Origin of the sequence: Arthrobacter sp. EM1 (genome assembly GCF_029964055.1) — a bacterium.
Classification (GTDB): Bacteria; Actinomycetota; Actinomycetes; order Actinomycetales; family Micrococcaceae; genus Arthrobacter.
In genome coordinates, this window is record NZ_CP124836.1 from 283,753 (window position 1) to 299,715 (window position 15,963).

A 15,963-nucleotide genomic window follows, 5' to 3' on the forward strand; every position below is an offset into this window, starting at 1 on the left:
TGTGCTAACGCTGTGGCTCCGTGTTGCCGGGCGGGACGGCGGTGCTTGAACGGATCAGGAGTTTCGTCGGATACTCGGTATCGGCTGCCCCCGCCGCCCCCGCCGCCCCGGCTGCCCCCGCCGCGCCGGCGCCCCCGGCGCCGTCGAGCCCTTCCAGCAGGAGCCCGACCGCCAGTGCACCTTGGCCACGCGCATCCTGGTCGATCGTCGTGAGCCCAAAGACCTCACCGAGTTCGTGGCCGTCAATGCCGATCACGGAGAGGTCGTGTGGCACACTCAGGCCGAAGTCGCGGGCGGCAAGAATCGTGCCGATCGCCATTTCGTCGGACGCCGCGAATACCGCTGTCGGCCGGTCCGCCGAACCCCCAAGCAACTGCCGGGCGGTGGTATAGCCTCCCTGAATCGTGAAGTCGGCGGAGACCTGCCACTCCGGCCGGATCGCCAGGCCCGCGTCCATCATGGCCTTCTGGAAGCCGGCTTGGCGGGTGCCCGGCAAGCGGAAGTCCCGCTCGTAGGCGGAGCCGCCGGTCAGATGGGCGATCTTGGTGTGGCCGAGCTGGATCAGGTGGCGCGTTGCGGCCTGGGCAATCCCGGCGTCGTCGATCCGGATGGTCGAGGTCCCGGGCAGCGGTCCACCGATCCCGACAATGGGCCGGTGGATCGCGAGGAGCTGCTGGATTTCGGCCGCGCTGAGTTTCAGGGAGACCGCGATCACCGCATCCACCCGCTTGCGGAGCAGAAAGTCGTTCAGCACGCTCTGCCGGCGCTCCTGCCCCACACTGACGTTGTACAGCGTGAGATCGTACCCGGCGTCGAGTAGGGCCGCAGAGACGCCTTCCAACACCGCGGAAAAGTACCAGCGGTGCACAAACGGAACCACAACGCCGACGTTGTGGTTCCGCCCGGAGGCGAGGCTGGAGGCGTGGTACGAGGGAACGAAACCGAGTTCGGCCGCGGCAGTCCGGGCGAGTTCACGGCTGCGGGCCGAGACATTGCCTTTGCCGTTCAGGGCCCGCGAAACGGTGGCGATGGAGAGGCCAGCGCGCTCTGCGACGGCCTTGATACCGGGCATTTTTAGCTCTCCGCGTCCTCGAGGTTGATTTCCAGCCAAACGGCTTCCCCTGGGCTTAACCGATGCCCGGAGGCAGGCAGTTCAGCTGACTCCAAGCCGTCCCCCGCTTCGCGCTGGCCGCTGCGGATCAGCACCCGGCCGGCAGGCAGCTCAACCGACTCCCGCCCGGCGTTGAGCAGCACCAAGGTGGTGCCATTCACGTAGGCCAGGCAGGTGTCGGTACACCAGGCCTCTGCCCAGGCGAGCGATCCCCGTCCGAGCCCCAGTGCGCGGCGTTCGGCCAGCATACGCCGGTAGAGGTTCAGGTGCGAGGCCGGGGAGGCGGCTTGCGCATCTCGCGCCAGTCCCGCGAAGCTCTCGGGCTGCGGAAGCCAGGGGGCTGCTCCGTCGCCGAAGCCGGCGTGAGGCTCTGCGGTCCGCCACGGCAGCGGCACCCGGCAGCCATCCCGTCCCAGCCTTTCGCCGCCGGTGCGGGCAAACGTAGGGTCCTGCCGCTGGTTGTCCGGGATGTTGATCCCGTCCGGCAGGCCGAGCTCTTCGCCTTGGTAGAGGTAGGCGCCGCCCGGCAGCCCGAGCATAAACATAGAGGCTGCCGCGGCCCGGGAACGGCCCAGGACCTCGTCCGGCTGCGGATCAAAGCTGCCGATCCCGTCGCCGTCGCGGGGCGCATGGCCGTCGTAGCCGAAGCGGGTGGCGTGCCGGACCACATCGTGGTTGGAGAGTACCCAGGTGCTGGGAGCGCCGACAGAGTCCAGCGCGGTCAGGGACTCGGTAATGATGCCGCGCATGCGGTGGACGTCCAGGCCGGCGTGCAGATACGGGAAATTGAATGCCTGGTGCATCTCGTCCGGCCGGACCCAGTCGGCCAGCCGCGGCAGCGGGTCCACGTTCGCTTCGGCGCAGAGGATGCGATCCGGTCCGTATTCGGACAGGATCTGCCGCCATCTGCGGTAGATGTTGTGGAGGGCTGGCTGGCCGAACATCGGGGCATCGTGTCCGGGATAGCCGTCGCAGCTGTTGCCGTCGGCGCGGCCGCCCCATTCCGGCAGGCCCGGTGCTTTCACCAGGGCATGGGCAACGTCAACCCGGAAGCCGGCCACTCCGCGGTCCAGCCAGAAGCGCAGCACACGTTCGAATTCCTCATGCACGGCGTCATTGTCCCAGTTGAAGTCCGGCTGGGAGGTATCGAACAAGTGCAGGTACCACTGCCCCGGGGTGCCGTCCGGTTCCGTGATCCGGCTCCAGGCGGGCCCGCCGAAGTGGGACTGCCAGTTGTTCGGCGGTTCTTCGCCGAATGTTCCGAGGCCGTCACGGAAGATGAAATGGTCCCGTTCCGGGCTGCCGGCGGAGGCTGCCAGGGCGGCCTGGAAGGCAACGTGCTGGTCTGAGCAGTGGTTGGGCACCAGATCGACGATCATTCGCAGGCCAAGCCGCGTCGCCTCTGCCATCATGGCATTGAAGTCAGCCAGCGTGCCGAAAAGGGGATCAACGTCGCAGTAGTCACTGACGTCGTAACCGGCATCACGCTGTGGGGAGCGGTAAAACGGCGAAAGCCAAACGGCGTCGATGTCCAGATCAGCCAACTTGGGAAGTTCCGCGGTAATCCCGGCGAGGTCGCCGATGCCATCGCCGTTCAGGTCCCGGAAGGATCGCGGGTACACCTGGTAGATGACGGCCGAGCGCCACCATCCGGGGACAAGATCTTCGGGGTGTACCGGCGTCAAAGGGCCGGTCAGGGTCCCGGCCAGTTCGGCGGGGGCTGCGAGTGCTGAATCAACGGACATGCCGGTAATAGTAGGGGCGGCACGGGCGAAATGAAAACGCTTCCAGCCGGAAGCCGGGCGGTCTCTGCTGCGGTTGCGGGAGGGCGCACTAGCTCGATATACCCCTCAGGGCGCTGAACTGCGGTTTTGCGCTCTGGGTGGGATCTTTCTGACTCGGTCGTCGCCGACCCGGTACCCGCCGGTATTGTGACGTTCCTTAGTCACAGAACGACGAAGTGTGGAAGCGCTTGCAGATCAATGGTGGGTGGAGACGACCCGGCGGAACTTTGGCCAGTGCGCTCCGGCCCCCGGGGTCGCCTGAACCCGCGGCTTAGACTGAAGGCTGGAATCGACGAACTGGAGACCGCATGAGCATCATTGACGAGCTCACTTCTGCCTTGGGCGCCAAAGTGGCCCTGGATGACACCACGTTGGCCGGCTATGCAGTGGATCAGGGACCCGTGCTGGAATATCAGCTGCCGCTGGCCGTCGTTCGAGCCGAATCCGTCGAAGACGTTCAGGACGCCGTCCGGGCTTGCGCCGCCCTCGGCATCCCGCTCGTGGCCCGCGGCGCAGGGACCGGTGTTTCCGGCGGTGCGCACGCCACCAAGGGCTGCGTCGTGCTCAGCCTGGAAAAAATGAACCGCATCCTGGACCTTAATCCCGACGACGAGACGGCCGTCGTCGAACCCGGGGTCATCAACGCAGACCTCAACACCGCGGCAGCAGTCCACGGGCTGATGTACGCGCCGGACCCTGCCAGCTTCAAAATGTCGACAATCGGCGGCAACGTCGCCACAAACGCCGGCGGGCTGCGCTGCGCCAAATACGGGGTCACGCGTGACTCCGTGCTCGCGCTCGACGTTGTGCTGGCGGACGGCTCGCTCATCCACACCGGCCATCAGACGTTCAAGGGCGTCGCCGGCTACGACCTGACCGGGCTGTTTGTCGGCTCGGAGGGGACGCTGGGAATTGTTGTTGGCATCACCGTCCGGCTCAAGTACCTCCCGCTGGACGTGCACACGATCGCCGCCTTCTATCCGGACTTCCGCAGCGCCGCTGCGGGTGTCCTCGCCGTGGGTAAGGCACGCATCCAGCCGGCCATTATGGAGCTGCTGGACAGCGGAACCCTGGCCCAGCTCGATGCGGTCCACGGCTCGGACCTTTCCTCCCGGGGCCGGTCCCTGCTGCTGATCCAGACCGACGGGTTCGGCGCAACGGCGGAAGCTGCCGCCATCCGGCCGGTTCTCGCTTCCGGAGGTGCCATCGTGACGATGGAAGCCAGCGCCGAGGCGGAGCAGCTGGTGGACTTGCGGCGCAACAGCCGCGGAGTGGAGGTCGACGACGAATACCGCGTGGGTGAGGACGTCGCCGTCCCGCGCTCACGGCTGGTTGACTACGTGGAAGCCCTGGAATCCATGGCGGTGGCACACCGGGTCAAGCTGAAGGTGGTGGCGCACGCCGGCGACGGCAACCTGCACCCCACCTTCTGGGTGGAGCGGGCGGAGGGGGCCGTGAACGCCGACGCCATGAAGCGGCTCGGAGCGGCCCTGGATGAATCCATCACGGTGGCACTTGCCATCGGCGGCACCATTACCGGTGAACACGGGATCGGCCAGTACAAGCGGCGTTGGCTGGGCCTGGAACAGAAGGAGCCCGTCCGTGAACTGCAACGCAGGATCAAGGAGCTGTTCGACCCGGCCGGCATCCTGAACCCGGGCAAGGCAATTTAGCACATACGTGCCACAAGGCGTACCGCCCAACTGACTAGCAGCTAAGGCCGTTTTGAGCGCTGAAAACGACGTTTACTGCAAGCTAGTTGGGTGTGGGACGGCGGGTGTTAGTCCTCGGAATCGTCGGCGCCGTAGCGGGATTCCTCCGTTTCGATCTCCAGTATCTTGAGCAGCTCCGTGTCCGGGTTTAGCATAATGGCCGCTTCGTCCCGGCGGTGCCGGAGTTCGGACTCAATGTAGGACTGCACGGCTTCAGCCAGCGGGATGTACCGGTTCTCCTTCTCCGACATGTACCAGCGGTGCTCCAGGATCTCGTGCACTGCCTCGGCCGGCTCCAGCTTCCCGGACAGGTCCCGGGGGATGGAGCGGACAATAGGTTCGAAGATCTGGCTGACCCACAGGTGCGCGCTGTATTCCTCGTCCATTCCGGGATTGTTGTCGGCGCGGAAGGAATCCATGTCGTTCAGGAGCCGCCGGGCCTGGTTTTCCTGGGCGTCCAGGCCGGTCAAGCGCAGCAGCCGGCGCTGGTGGTGTCCGGCGTCGACCACCTTGGGCTGGAGCTGGATGGTGGAACCGTTCTGTGTCGTTTTGATCGCGTATTCTTCGACGTCGAACCCCAGCTCGTTGAGCTTACGGATGCGGGCAGCTACCCGCCAGCGTTCGCCGATTTCGAACGATTCCTTCTCGGTCAGTTCGGTCCAAAGGCGCCGGTAGCTGTCCATGATGAGCTCGCTCGTGGCCACCGGGTCCACCTTCTCCTCGATGAGGCCGCCGTCGAGCAGATCCATCAGCTCACCGGCGATGTTGACCCTGGCAATCTCCAGATCGTATTCGCGCTGGCCGGTGGACAGATCCGGATACAGCTCGCCGGTCTCAGCGTCCACCAGGTAGGCGGCGAACGCGCCGGCATCGCGGCGGAAGAGTGTGTTCGAGAGCGAGACATCGCCCCAATAAAACCCGATCAGGTGCAGCCGGACCAGCAGCAACGCCTGGGCGTCGATGAGGCGGGTGAGTGTGTCCTTGCGGAGCATCTGGGAGAAGAGGGCGCGGTACGGCATGGAGAACTTCAGGTGCCGGGTGACCAGCACCGGGTTCAGCGGCCGGCCCTCGGGAGTGGTGCGGCCGGTGATAACGGCGACTGGTTCCACACAGGGGACGTCCAGCCGGGCGAGCTTGCGGAGCATGTGGTACTCGTGGCGGGCCACGTGCTCCGACGTTTCCTTGATGGCGATCACAGACCCGCCAAGGTGGGCGAAGCGGACAATATGGCGGGAAATGCCGCGGGGGAGCGCGGCGAGGTATTCGGCCGGCCAATCCTCCAGCGCGATGTGCCATGGCAGGTCCAGTAGCTCCGGTTCGGTGGCCGCGGCGGTGATGCTCAGCGAACTTGAGGCCACGGCGCCCTTGCTGTCATTGGCGCTGGCGGCTTCAAACCGGGGCAGCTTGCCGACCTGCCCGTAATCGGTAGGTTCGTTGTGCCACTGGGCACCGTTTTCCTCGGTGCTTCGGTATTCCTCGGTCATAACCCAATTCTTCCGTACTGAGGGCGCCTACCCTAACGAAGGGGCGTAGCTGCTAGGTTAACGCCCGACGGCGGCCCTCCAGTAGGGAGGACCGCCGTCGGACATGCGGTGCCGGTGGGTGGGCCCACGCCGGCAGGGTTCCCTGGCCGAAGCGAAGCGAGGCTAGGGTGCCGGTGGGTGGGCCCACGCCGGCAGGGTTCCCTGGCCGAAGCGAAGCGAGGCTAGGGTGCCGGTGGGGACTAGTCGCCCAGGCGCAGGCCCGTCTTGGTGTCGAACAGGTGCACATGGCCGGACTGCGGACGGACGTAGATGGTTTCGCCCTTCATCGGCGGGCGGCGGCCGTCGACGCGGGCCACCATGTCGTAGCTCTGACCGTCGAGCTTTGCGTGGCCGTAGACGTAGGCGTCGGCTCCGAGCTCTTCGACGACGTCGACCTCAACCTGCAGGCCCTCGCCGGCGGCGACGGTTTCGAGGTCTTCCGGACGGCTGCCGAGGGTCACGGTCTTGCCGTGGGCTCCTTCGAGGACGTCGCGCGGTACCGGGTACACGGTGCCGCCGAACTGCACGCCGCCGTCGACCACGGGAAGCTCGAGCAGGTTCATTGCGGGAGAGCCGATAAAGCCGGCCACAAAAACGTTCTTCGGCTTGTCGTAGAGGTTGCGCGGGGTGTCGACCTGCATCAGCAGGCCGTCCTTCAAGACGGCAACGCGGTCGCCCATGGTCATGGCCTCGACCTGGTCGTGGGTCACATAGACCGTGGTGACACCCAGCCGGCGGGTCAGGGACGCGATCTGCGTGCGGGTTTGGACCCGGAGCTTGGCGTCAAGGTTGGACAGCGGCTCGTCCATAAGGAACACCTGCGGGTTGCGGACGATGGCACGACCCATGGCAACACGCTGGCGCTGGCCACCGGAGAGTGCCTTCGGCTTGCGGTCCAGGTACGGCTCGAGATCCAGCAGCTTGGCAGCTTCACGGACGCGTTCGGCACGCTCTTCCTTGCTGACGCCGGCGATCTTCAGCGCGAAGCCCATGTTGTCCGCGACCGTCATGTGCGGGTACAGGGCGTAGTTCTGGAAGACCATGGCGATGTCGCGGTCCTTCGGGGGAACGTCGGTGACATCGCGGTCACCAATCAGGATCCGGCCGGCGTTGACGTCCTCGAGACCTGCGAGCATCCGCAGGGAGGTCGACTTGCCACAGCCGGAGGGTCCAACGAGGACCAGGAATTCGCCATCGGCGATTTCAATGTTGAGCTTGTCAACTGCGGGCTTGTCCGTGCCCGGGTACACACGTGTTGCGTTGTCAAAAGTAACTGTAGCCACAGTTATCAATCCCTTCACCGGCAGGTACGTGCCGGACGATCCGTAGTGAATGGTCTTATTTTTCAGTTATGTATTCAGTTGTTGGCACCTGATCGTGCGCATACTCCCCGGCCGAAGCCGAGGAGTATCCAATGACGCCGCACGTTACTTGTGCGCCACATCACAACCAGAGTATGTCAGATAATTGGTAAATAGGTCAAAATGTCGTAGATGTCACACGTGATTCAGCCTGCATGGTTCCCGTGATGGGCTAGTATTCACAGCCCGAGGGCGCGCTTACGTTCCCGCAGCAAGGCTTCCAGCAGCTCGGAGACATAAGCGCAAGCCTCGACCCGGAACTCGGCTTGGGTGAAGTCCAGGCCCACCTTCACACCGAGATCCCCCGGCAGCAGGCTGGCCAGGGCGTCCTCGTCGGTGGTGTCGTCGCCGGCGAAAATCGTGGCGGTAGCATCCGTCGCCTGGCGCAGGAAGGCGACTCCCTCTCCCTTCGAGGCATGGACCACGGACGTTTCCAGCACGCGGTTGCCGGTCTTCAGGAATACCCCGGGTTTGTCCTGCAGGACGGCGCGGGCCGCCGCGATGGCGTCCTCGGCGACGTCGTCGGCGGCAAGCCGGGTGTGCAGCACAACGCCAGCCGGTTTGTCCTCGAGCAGGGTGCCGGGGGCGGCCTCGACGATGCCTTCGAGTTCCTGCCTGATATCGGCGAGAAGCTTGCGGCGGGCGTCATCGAGTTCCAGCGGCGCAGACCCCGGTCCCAGCCAGGCCTCGGCCCCGTGGCTGCCGATCAGCAGGGTCTTCGCCGGGGGAAAGGCGACCGCGCGGAGGCTGCCCAGGGCGCGCCCGGAGACGAGGGCAGTCGTCGTCCGCGGCAGTTCGGCGAGGGCGGCAAACGCCGCCGCCGAGCGGGGGAGGGCACGGGCGTCCCCCGCTCTGTCGACGAGGGGTGCCATGGTGCCGTCAAAATCCATTGCGACGAGCAGGTGTTCGGTGCCGGCCACGCGGCGCAGTGCCGCGAGCAGGTCCGGTGAGAGCGTCAGCGGGGCTGGCCCGGGGGAGTGCTCAGCTGTCATCTCGGATGACCTTTTCTTCGAGGGCGCGCAGGAAATCTGAGGACCAGAGGTCAACGTCGTGGTCAAGGATCTGTTTGCGCATCGAGCGCATCCGGCGCGCGGCTTCCGTGGGCTGCATACGGACTGCCTTCATGATGGTCTCCTTGAGACCATCAATGTCGTGCGGATTCATCAGCAGTGCTTGTTTGAGCTGGTCCGCGGCGCCGGCAAACTCGCTGAGCACCAGGGCTCCGTCATTGTTGGTCCGGGCGGTGACGTATTCCTTGGCGACGAGGTTCATACCGTCCCGCAGGGCGGTGACGAGCATAACGTCTGCGGCCAGGTACAGCGCCACCATCTCCTCGATGGGGTAGTTGTGGTGCAGGTAGCGGACGGCGGTGTTTTGCAGGGTGTCATAGGTGCCGTTAATGTGCCCGACGGTGCCTTCGACTTCTTCGCGCAGCAGGCGGTACTGCTCCACCCGTTCCCGGCTGGGGCTGGCGACCTGGATCAGGGCGGCGTCCTCCACCGAGACCTCACCGTCCGCCAGGAGTTCCTCGTAGGCCTTGAGCCGGTGCCTGATGCCTTTGGTGTAATCGAGGCGGTCGACGCCGAGCAGGATCGTTTTCGGGTTGCCGAGGTCTTGGCGGATTTGCCGCGCGCGCTCGATGATTTCGGGATTCCGGGCGAGCTCGCTGATTTGTTTTACGTCAATCGAGATAGGGAAGGCCTGGGCGCGGGCGATGTGGGTGGTCTCGCCGTCGCTGCCCTTGACGTGGACCTGCTGCTGTTTGACGCTGGCGCCGAGGAAGCGGCGGGCGGAGCGCATAAAGTTGCCGGCGTCGCTGCTGCGTTGGAAACCGACCAGGTCGGCGCCGAGCAGCCCGTCGATGATGGCACGGCGCCACGGCAGCTGGGCGAAGATCTCCGGGGGAGGGAAGGGAATGTGGTTGAAAAATCCGATCTTCAGGTCCGGACGTGCCTCGCGCAGCATCTTCGGGACGAGCTGCAGCTGATAGTCCTGGACCCAGACTGTGGCTCCGGGGTTGGCATGGTGGATGACGGCGTCGGCGAACCGGCGGTTCACCTTGCGGTAGGAGTCCCACCAGGTCCGGTGAAACTCCGGCGGGGCGATCACGTCGTGGTAGAGCGGCCAGAGGGTGGAATTAGAGAAGCCCTCGTAGAAGTACTCGATGTCTTGCGTGCTCAGCTGGACCGGAACCAGGTCGATGCCGCCGTGGCTGAAGGGCGGAACGGACTCATCCGGGGCACCATGCCAGCCGACCCACGCCCCGTCGGTCTTGGTCATCATCGGGGCCAGTGCTGTGACCAGGCCACCGGGGGAGCGGCGCCAGCCGTCCTCGCAGCCCGCCTCCTCCGGGGAGCAGCGGTCGACCGGCAGGCGGTTGGAGACCACCATAAAGTCGTATTGCGCGTCCGGATCGGTGTCGTTGGTGCCGTGCGCTGCTGCGCCGGCGGACTTCGGATCCGATTCGCCGTGTTTGCTGGCCTGCATTGGTGCCCCCTGGGATTCGCTCGCGGCTCCTGTCCACCCTAGCTGGGCGGAATCTTCTGTGCTATTCGCCCGTTGGAAAACCCGGAAGAAAGTTGAAAGCGCAACTTCTCAGACTTCTCCCCTAAAATGATGAATTGCCACCCAGCGGATAACACCGGCCGAACGACCCGAGGAACTGATGAGCCCCGCCAACGAACCCCGCCAGTCCAAATCAGAGCGAACTGCTGCGGCCCGCGAAAAGGCCCGTGAAATCCGCGAGGCACAGCTGAAGAGAGAAAAGCGCAACAAGTTGCTGATCGGCTGGGGCATCGTAGCCGCCGTCGTGGCGATCATTGTGGTGGTGGCCCTGGTGGTTACCTCGAACATTCAGAAGAATGCCCCGGTCGCGGACGAGGGGCCCACCCCCGCCAACGGCAACGTGTACGGCGGTGTCACCCTGCTGGCAAACTCCGAGGTGGTCAAATCCGACCCCGCGACCGTACGGGTGGCCGATCTCCCTTCCGCCCCCTCAACTCCGCCGGCCCAGGTGACCGCGCCCGGTGCCGAAGCAGAGGCAGGTAAACCGGTCAAGGTGGTCCTCTACATCGACTTCATCTGCCCGGTGTGCAAGGACTTTGAGGCGAAGTACAACGAAACACTCACGAGCCTTCGCAATGAGGGAAAGATCGCCGTCGAATACCGCCCGCTGGGCTTTCTCGACAGCCGATCCACCACGAATTACTCCTCCCGCGCAGCCAATGCCGCAGCCTGCGTTGTGAACGAGTCGCCGGAGAAGTATGCGGAATTCGTTGATGCGCTCTTTGCGAAGCAGCCCGCTGAAGGCAGTGCCGGAATCTCCGACGCTGACTTGAAGAAAATGGCGACCGAGGCCGGGGCCAAGAGCATCGACGCCTGCGTCGATGCGAAGACCTACCGGCCCTGGGTCAAATACACCACCCAGCAGGCAACAGCGGTCGGCGTGACCGGTACGCCGACGGTCTTTGTGGACGGCAAGCAGTGGGGCCAGGGCGACAGCGCCAAGAGCCCGTTCGATCAGTTCGTCCAGGCCGCCGTCGACGCCAAAAAGTAGGCGGCAGCAACGCCGGCACAAATTGCCAGGCCCGGTTCCGGATTCGTCCGGAACCGGGCCTGTTTTTATCACCGGGCCTACGTGGGCTAACCTTATCTAGCGCCATGGCGCCTGGCCCCGCTTCGTGGCCCGGTGCCGGACGGCGCGACGGAATGCCTCCTTAGCTCAGTTGGCCAGAGCACCGCTCTTGTAAAGCGGGGGTCGTCGGTTCGAATCCGACAGGGGGCCCGCGAAAAACCGCGCCGCTGCCGGGTCCCACCCCGTCGGCGGTGCGGTTTCTGTTTTAACCCCGGCCGCCAACCCCCAAACCCACCACAGCCAGGCAACCGGCGTCGGGCCCATCACGCGGTCCGCTGACGCGCGGCAGGGGGACATAAGGCCCTAGACCCCGGAAACCGGCCGGCGGAATCTTGGCGTATGACAGAAACGAATCCGGAATTGACGCCGGACATCAGGTCCACCCAGTTGGAGGCACTGCCGACCGCCGTGCTGCGCGAAACCGTTCCCATGAAGGAGTTGACGGCGTTCTTCGACCGCGCCTTCAGCGCCGTACTGAGTGCCGTCCAGCAGCAAAACGTCCAGCTGGCCGGACCGCCGTTCGCGATGTACCGGGGGACGCCGACCGACGTCGTCGACGTCGAGGCCGGATTTCCCGTCGCAGCACCTTTTCCCGGTGTTGCGGGCGGCGAAGTGACGGCGGGGACACTGCCCGCGGGCCATGCCCTGGAGGCGACCCACATGGGCCCCTACGACACTCTCCCGGACACGTATGGGCTGATCATGTCAAAGATGCAGGCCGAGGGCCTCACCCCCGGAGGAGCCATGTGGGAGTCCTATCTCACCGACCCGGCCGCGGAACCCGACTCGTCCAAGTGGAAGACGCTCGTCGTCTGGCCGGTCGCCTGAGGGACAGCCGACCGCGGGCGGCGGCCGGCGCCGCCGGCCTGTCAGCGCTTCTGGCGGGCCCGCGCCCTCCCCTCCGCGGAGCGACGCGACGCAAAATGTCGGATTCGCCACACTATTGTTCCACTGCGTGCATAATGTCCTAAACTGCTTCACTGAGGTGCCTGAGATGGCGCTGCGCAGCAACGAAAGTGAACCCCCAAATGGCTACCGATTACGACGCACCCCGCAAGACAGAAGAAGAAACTCCCGCTGAATCGCTGGAGGCCCTTCAGGCGTCCCGCAGCGGTGGCGCCCAGACGGCTGTCATCGATCTCGACGAGAACGACACGGCCGAAGGCATCGATCTTCCCGGCGCTGACCTGTCCGGCGAAGAGTTGACAGTTACAGTTGTCCCCGAGCAGTCGGACGAATTTACCTGCTCGTCCTGTTTCCTGGTGCGTCACCGGTCCCAGGTGGCCAAGGAAAAGAACGGTCTGAAGTTCTGCCGCGATTGCGAAGGATAGGGGACCTTCCGCCGCGAATCACCACTTCATACCAGTCACCGCCAAGCGCCGGATCCCGATGGGGGCCCGGCGCTTCGCTGTTCCCGGCGGGTATCGCCGGCGGCAGAGGGTCCACTGCGGTGCAACGCTCCTGTGACCGGGACCGGGGCAAGCTAACGGTTGGGCGCCGAAACAGCTGGGCCCTCGTTTTGGCTGCCAAAGGCTCCTATTCTGGAGTTATCTCATCTCCTGAGGGGGCGGCCGAGTGAAAACATTCCGGGTGTTGCTGTTGGCTATTGTGGTGGCGATTGGATCGGGGCTGGTAGCGCCCGGTCCGGCCTCGGCAGATCCATACTGCGGACTGGTGTGGGGATCGCTGATAAAAGCGGATCCTGCGATGAGCCAGGCGAAGGTGAACAACGTCCGCACCGGGCAGCACTACTGCTTCGACCGGCTGGTCATCGACCTCAACGGGCCAGTCGGCGGGTATACCGTGCACTACGTTCCGCAAGTGGTCCGCGACGGCTCCGGCCTCCCCGTCCCGCTGCGGGGCCAGGCGTTCCTTCAGGTCACGGTGAACGCTCCGGCGTACGACGACAGCGGCAACTCAACCTACACCCCGGCAGATCCGGCCGAGCTCAGCAACGTCAGCGGCTACCAGACGTTCAAACAGATCGCGTGGGCCGGCAGCTTCGAAGGGTATTCGAGCCTCGGCCTCGGGGTCCGGGCCCGGTTGCCGTTCCGCGTCTTCGCCCTCGCCGGACCCGACGCCGGCTCACGGCTGGTAATCGACGTCGCCCATTTCTGGTGAGGGCACTTCCGCCCGGGTCGAGTCAGAGCGAATTGAGATCCGCCCGGAGCGGGTAGTCGCGGCCGTCCAGGACCAGCTGGGTGCAGCGGCGGGTGGCCGGGTTCAACACGATCGGAGCCATAAGGTTCACTGTGGTTGCGGCGGGGGAGTGATTCAGGACGACCAGTATCTGGGGCGCGTCCTCCTCCACAAGCTCCAGTGCCTGGCGCGTGGCGGCCGTGACCGGCGGGTTGTAGGTGGGCACGAAGACTGCGGCGTCGGCGAGGAACAGCCGCGCAGATGTACCGGAGGTCGCTTCCAAGGCGTACAGTCCGGTTGCCCCTTCAACGCTCCGGAGGGTGAAGTCATGAGCGTCTTCAAGTCCTGGCATCGGGACCGTGAATGAGACTGGCGTGTTCAGCACCGCGGTACTCACCGGAGAAAGTCCATCAGCGTGGGCTGAAGGACCCGTGCCGTCGCGGCCAGGGCCACCTGGTAGTTGGTCTCCTGAAGTTTCAGGTCCATGATGACGCTGCCAAGGTCCAGTTTTTCTATGCCCATCTTCTGCGCGTCCAAGTTGGCCTCCAAATCCGTATTGACGTTGCCGGCACGTTCCAGCTGTGCCTGCCGTGTTCCTATCTCAGCACGTCCATCGACGATGTGAGTAAAACCAGCATCCAGGTTGCCGATCTGCAGCGACGTGGGGGCCGTTCCGCCCTTCAGCGCATCAGCGATGGACTTGACGGCCCCGAAGACGGAGGTGGAGCCGGTGCCAAAGACCGCCTCGCCGTCGGCGTCCACCCGGACAGTCTGGGTCGCGCTGAAGCGGCGTTCGACCGGGCTGAGGCCGGTGCCGTTGAAGGTGGGTGGCACGGGGCCGCTGAAGGCTTCAGGGTTATCCGAGTTCCCGGCAAAGATGTTCCGGCCCAGGTGCTTGGTGTTGGCGATCGAAACGAGTTCGCTGTTCAGGGCATCCAGCTCGTTGGCGATGGCGATCTTGCCGGACTGCGGCAGCGATCCGTTGCCGGCAAGGACGGTGAGGTCCTTGATCTTGTGCATCACGTTCGTGGCTTGTTCGAGCGCGGAATCCGCCGCGGTGAGCCAGGTGTTGCCGTCGTCGATGTTCCGGCCGTACTGGGCGTTGGCCGCGAGCAGGGACCGGGTCTCCAGCGCCTTGGCAGTAGCGGCGGGATCGTCCGAAGGACGCGAGATCTTGTTGAGTGTGGTCGCCTTTTCCTGCAGTTCGGCCAGCCTGGACTGCTGGGTCTGCAGCGTCCGCTGGGCGTTGGCGCTCATGGTCAGGTTCGTGACGCGGTTCAGCATGGGTCTACCTTCCTACCAGTCCGGTGCGGTTGATCAGGACGTCAAGGGCCTCGTCGACGGCGGTCATCACTCGGGCCGCGGCCTGATAGGCGTGCTGGTTGGTGAGCAGGCTGACGTTTTCCTCGTCCAGGCTGACGGAGGCTTGGGAGGCCCGCTCCGTGATGGCCGAGATTTGGGCGGCCGTGGTGAGCGCTTCGTGCTGCTGGGCTCCCCGGGACTGCACTCCGATGTTCGTGACGATGCCCGACCAGATCTTGTCCGGCGAGCCGTTACCAGTGCCGAGCTGCGAGATCGTGTCCGCAATGCTGGTGTCCAAGGCGCCGCCCGCAGAGGCTTTCAGCGCGATGTTGCCGATGTTGGCGGGGCCGGAGATGCTCAGTGCAGCGGGGTCAGAGCCGGTGGTCGTGAAGAAGTCGACGTTTGTGGTGCCGGCCCCAGTGACACCGGACTTGTGGACGGTGTTTACTGCCGTGGCGAGGGCGGTAGCGAAGCCGTTGTAGGACGCCGCGGCTTGGGCGATTGCCCCGCCCTTGTCTGCCGGTGCCAGTACGGAGAGGGCGCCGGCGAGTTCGCCGCCGTCGAGCGCTGCCGTGCCGCCGGGGCTGGTCCACTCAATGCGAGGCGCGTCGGTGGCGGCGCTAGCCATGGCCGTTGCGCCGGCCAGCTGCAGGGTCCGCACTGAGCTGCCCGTCACGAGGGCGTTGCCGCCGACGAGAACATCCACGGTGCCGTCGGCTTGCTCGCGGACGGTGCCGCCTGCGAGGCCGGCGATCTGGTCCGTGAGCTTGGCCCGGGCGTCGATCAGTTCGTTTGCCGATCCGCCGGCGGCAAGGGTGGAGCGGATGGTTGTGTTGTAGGAGGCAACCTGGGCGGCTGCCGCGTTGACGGCAGTCACCGCGTCCTGGGCCTGGCCGCGGACACTGCTCCATTGCGAGTCGAGGGCCTTGTATCCGGAGGAGATCTTGTCCGTCACGGAGTTGGCGGCGTTCAGCAGCAGCGCCTTGGGGCCGTCTTTGTCGGGCTGGTTGGCGGCGCCCTGCCAAGCGGACCAGAAGCCCTGCAGTGCCGTGGAGATGCCGTCTTCGCCGGGTTCCTGAAGGACGCCCTCGATGCCCTGCAGGGCGGCGGAACGGACACTGGCGTAGCCGGCCTGGGCGGCAGTGGAGCGGACTCCGCCGTCGAGGAAACTGTTGCCGAGCCGTGCGATCGCGTCCACCGACACGCCCTGGCCGGCCTGCAGGAGGCCACCGCTGAAGAGGCCGCGAGCGGGCGCCGCGAGCGACGACTGCTCGACGCGCTGCCGGGTGTACCCCTCGGTAGCGGCGTTGGCGATGTTCTGCCCGGCCACGTTCATGCCCTGCTGGGCTGCGGTCAGTCCACGGTAGGCGGTGTTCAGGGCGCCGAAAGTGCTCAAG

The 15,963-nt window shown here is 65.4% G+C and carries 14 protein-coding genes and 1 tRNA gene; 6 read left to right on the top strand and 9 right to left on the bottom strand.

The genetic code is table 11. The annotated features are described in order from the left end of the window. Positions 1 to 4: 4 nt before the first annotated feature. Both QI450_RS01325 and QI450_RS01330 read right to left on the bottom strand, forming a co-directional pair. Entirely contained in the window at positions 5 to 1,072 is a 1,068-nt protein-coding gene (locus QI450_RS01325; RefSeq protein WP_282468078.1) for a LacI family DNA-binding transcriptional regulator, read from the bottom strand. A 2-nt stretch (positions 1,073 to 1,074) separates the two neighbouring features. Continuing rightward, complete coding sequence (locus QI450_RS01330; protein WP_226776316.1) at positions 1,075 to 2,856, bottom strand: glycoside hydrolase family 13 protein; 1,782 nt, start codon at positions 2,854 to 2,856, stop codon at positions 1,075 to 1,077. Positions 2,857 to 3,203: 347 nt separating this feature from the next. Between QI450_RS01330 and QI450_RS01335 the strand changes: the two genes are divergently transcribed. Next, a complete protein-coding gene (locus QI450_RS01335; protein WP_226776317.1) occupies positions 3,204 to 4,568 on the top strand; it encodes an FAD-linked oxidase C-terminal domain-containing protein in 1,365 nt (454 codons plus the stop codon). A 107-nt stretch (positions 4,569 to 4,675) separates the two neighbouring features. Here QI450_RS01335 and QI450_RS01340 read toward each other — a convergent pair whose 3' ends face one another. The 4 genes from QI450_RS01340 to QI450_RS01355 all read right to left on the bottom strand — a co-directional run bounded on the left by QI450_RS01340 (position 4,676) and on the right by QI450_RS01355 (position 9,882). Continuing rightward, positions 4,676 to 6,091, bottom strand: coding sequence for a DUF4032 domain-containing protein (locus QI450_RS01340; protein ID WP_226776318.1), 1,416 nt, complete (start codon positions 6,089 to 6,091; stop codon positions 4,676 to 4,678). Positions 6,092 to 6,330: 239 nt separating this feature from the next. After that, entirely contained in the window at positions 6,331 to 7,413 is a 1,083-nt protein-coding gene (gene ugpC, locus QI450_RS01345; protein WP_282468079.1) for a sn-glycerol-3-phosphate ABC transporter ATP-binding protein UgpC, read from the bottom strand. Between the two features lie 257 nt (positions 7,414 to 7,670). After that, complete coding sequence (otsB, locus tag QI450_RS01350; RefSeq protein WP_226776320.1) at positions 7,671 to 8,483, bottom strand: trehalose-phosphatase; 813 nt, start codon at positions 8,481 to 8,483, stop codon at positions 7,671 to 7,673. Further along, entirely contained in the window at positions 8,473 to 9,882 is a 1,410-nt protein-coding gene (locus QI450_RS01355) for a trehalose-6-phosphate synthase (protein ID WP_226776453.1), read from the bottom strand. The genes otsB and QI450_RS01355 overlap by 11 nt, the downstream gene beginning before the upstream one ends. 274 nt (positions 9,883 to 10,156) lie before the next feature. On the opposite strand from QI450_RS01355, the gene QI450_RS01360 reads away from it, so the two are divergent. The 5 genes from QI450_RS01360 to QI450_RS01380 all read left to right on the top strand — a co-directional run bounded on the left by QI450_RS01360 (position 10,157) and on the right by QI450_RS01380 (position 13,246). Next, positions 10,157 to 11,047, top strand: coding sequence for a DsbA family protein (locus QI450_RS01360; protein WP_226776321.1), 891 nt, complete (start codon positions 10,157 to 10,159; stop codon positions 11,045 to 11,047). 154 nt (positions 11,048 to 11,201) lie between these two features. Next, positions 11,202 to 11,275, top strand: a tRNA-Thr gene (locus tag QI450_RS01365). A gap of 189 nt (positions 11,276 to 11,464) precedes the next feature. Next, entirely contained in the window at positions 11,465 to 11,953 is a 489-nt protein-coding gene (locus tag QI450_RS01370; protein WP_226776322.1) for a GyrI-like domain-containing protein, read from the top strand. A gap of 200 nt (positions 11,954 to 12,153) precedes the next feature. Beyond that, positions 12,154 to 12,456 carry a DUF4193 domain-containing protein gene (locus tag QI450_RS01375; protein ID WP_226776323.1) on the top strand — a complete coding sequence of 101 codons (303 nt, stop codon included), beginning with the start codon at positions 12,154 to 12,156 and terminating at the stop codon, positions 12,454 to 12,456. A 244-nt stretch (positions 12,457 to 12,700) separates the two neighbouring features. After that, positions 12,701 to 13,246, top strand: coding sequence for a hypothetical protein (locus tag QI450_RS01380; protein ID WP_226776324.1), 546 nt, complete (start codon positions 12,701 to 12,703; stop codon positions 13,244 to 13,246). A 22-nt stretch (positions 13,247 to 13,268) separates the two neighbouring features. On the opposite strand, the gene QI450_RS01385 is transcribed toward QI450_RS01380, so the two are convergent. Genes QI450_RS01385 through flgK form a run of 3 tightly spaced genes read right to left on the bottom strand, consistent with a single transcriptional unit; the run spans position 13,269 to position 15,962 of the window. After that, positions 13,269 to 13,661: a flagellar assembly protein FliW gene (locus QI450_RS01385; RefSeq protein WP_282468080.1), complete on the bottom strand. Its 393-nt coding sequence runs from the start codon at positions 13,659 to 13,661 to the stop codon at positions 13,269 to 13,271. Next, positions 13,658 to 14,548, bottom strand: coding sequence for a flagellar hook-associated protein FlgL (gene flgL / locus QI450_RS01390; protein WP_226776326.1), 891 nt, complete (start codon positions 14,546 to 14,548; stop codon positions 13,658 to 13,660). Before flgL ends, QI450_RS01385 begins: the two co-directional genes overlap by 4 nt. 4 nt (positions 14,549 to 14,552) lie before the next feature. Then, a complete protein-coding gene (gene flgK / locus QI450_RS01395; protein ID WP_226776327.1) occupies positions 14,553 to 15,962 on the bottom strand; it encodes a flagellar hook-associated protein FlgK in 1,410 nt (469 codons plus the stop codon). Position 15,963 lies beyond the last annotated feature (1 nt).

Excerpts from the sequence above, each read along its gene's own strand:
- QI450_RS01325 (WP_282468078.1), bottom strand. The coding sequence starts at position 1,072 with ATGCCCGGTATCAAGGCCGTCGCAGAGCGCGCTGGCCTCTCCATCGCC.
- QI450_RS01330 (WP_226776316.1), bottom strand. The coding sequence starts at position 2,856 with ATGTCCGTTGATTCAGCACTCGCAGCCCCCGCCGAACTGGCCGGGACC.
- QI450_RS01335 (WP_226776317.1), top strand. The coding sequence starts at position 3,204 with ATGAGCATCATTGACGAGCTCACTTCTGCCTTGGGCGCCAAAGTGGCC.
- QI450_RS01340 (WP_226776318.1), bottom strand. The coding sequence starts at position 6,091 with ATGACCGAGGAATACCGAAGCACCGAGGAAAACGGTGCCCAGTGGCAC.
- otsB (WP_226776320.1), bottom strand. The coding sequence starts at position 8,483 with ATGACAGCTGAGCACTCCCCCGGGCCAGCCCCGCTGACGCTCTCACCG.
- QI450_RS01355 (WP_226776453.1), bottom strand. The coding sequence starts at position 9,882 with ATGGTGGTCTCCAACCGCCTGCCGGTCGACCGCTGCTCCCCGGAGGAG.
- QI450_RS01360 (WP_226776321.1), top strand. The coding sequence starts at position 10,157 with ATGAGCCCCGCCAACGAACCCCGCCAGTCCAAATCAGAGCGAACTGCT.
- QI450_RS01370 (WP_226776322.1), top strand. The coding sequence starts at position 11,465 with ATGACAGAAACGAATCCGGAATTGACGCCGGACATCAGGTCCACCCAG.
- QI450_RS01375 (WP_226776323.1), top strand. The coding sequence starts at position 12,154 with ATGGCTACCGATTACGACGCACCCCGCAAGACAGAAGAAGAAACTCCC.
- flgL (WP_226776326.1), bottom strand. The coding sequence starts at position 14,548 with ATGCTGAACCGCGTCACGAACCTGACCATGAGCGCCAACGCCCAGCGG.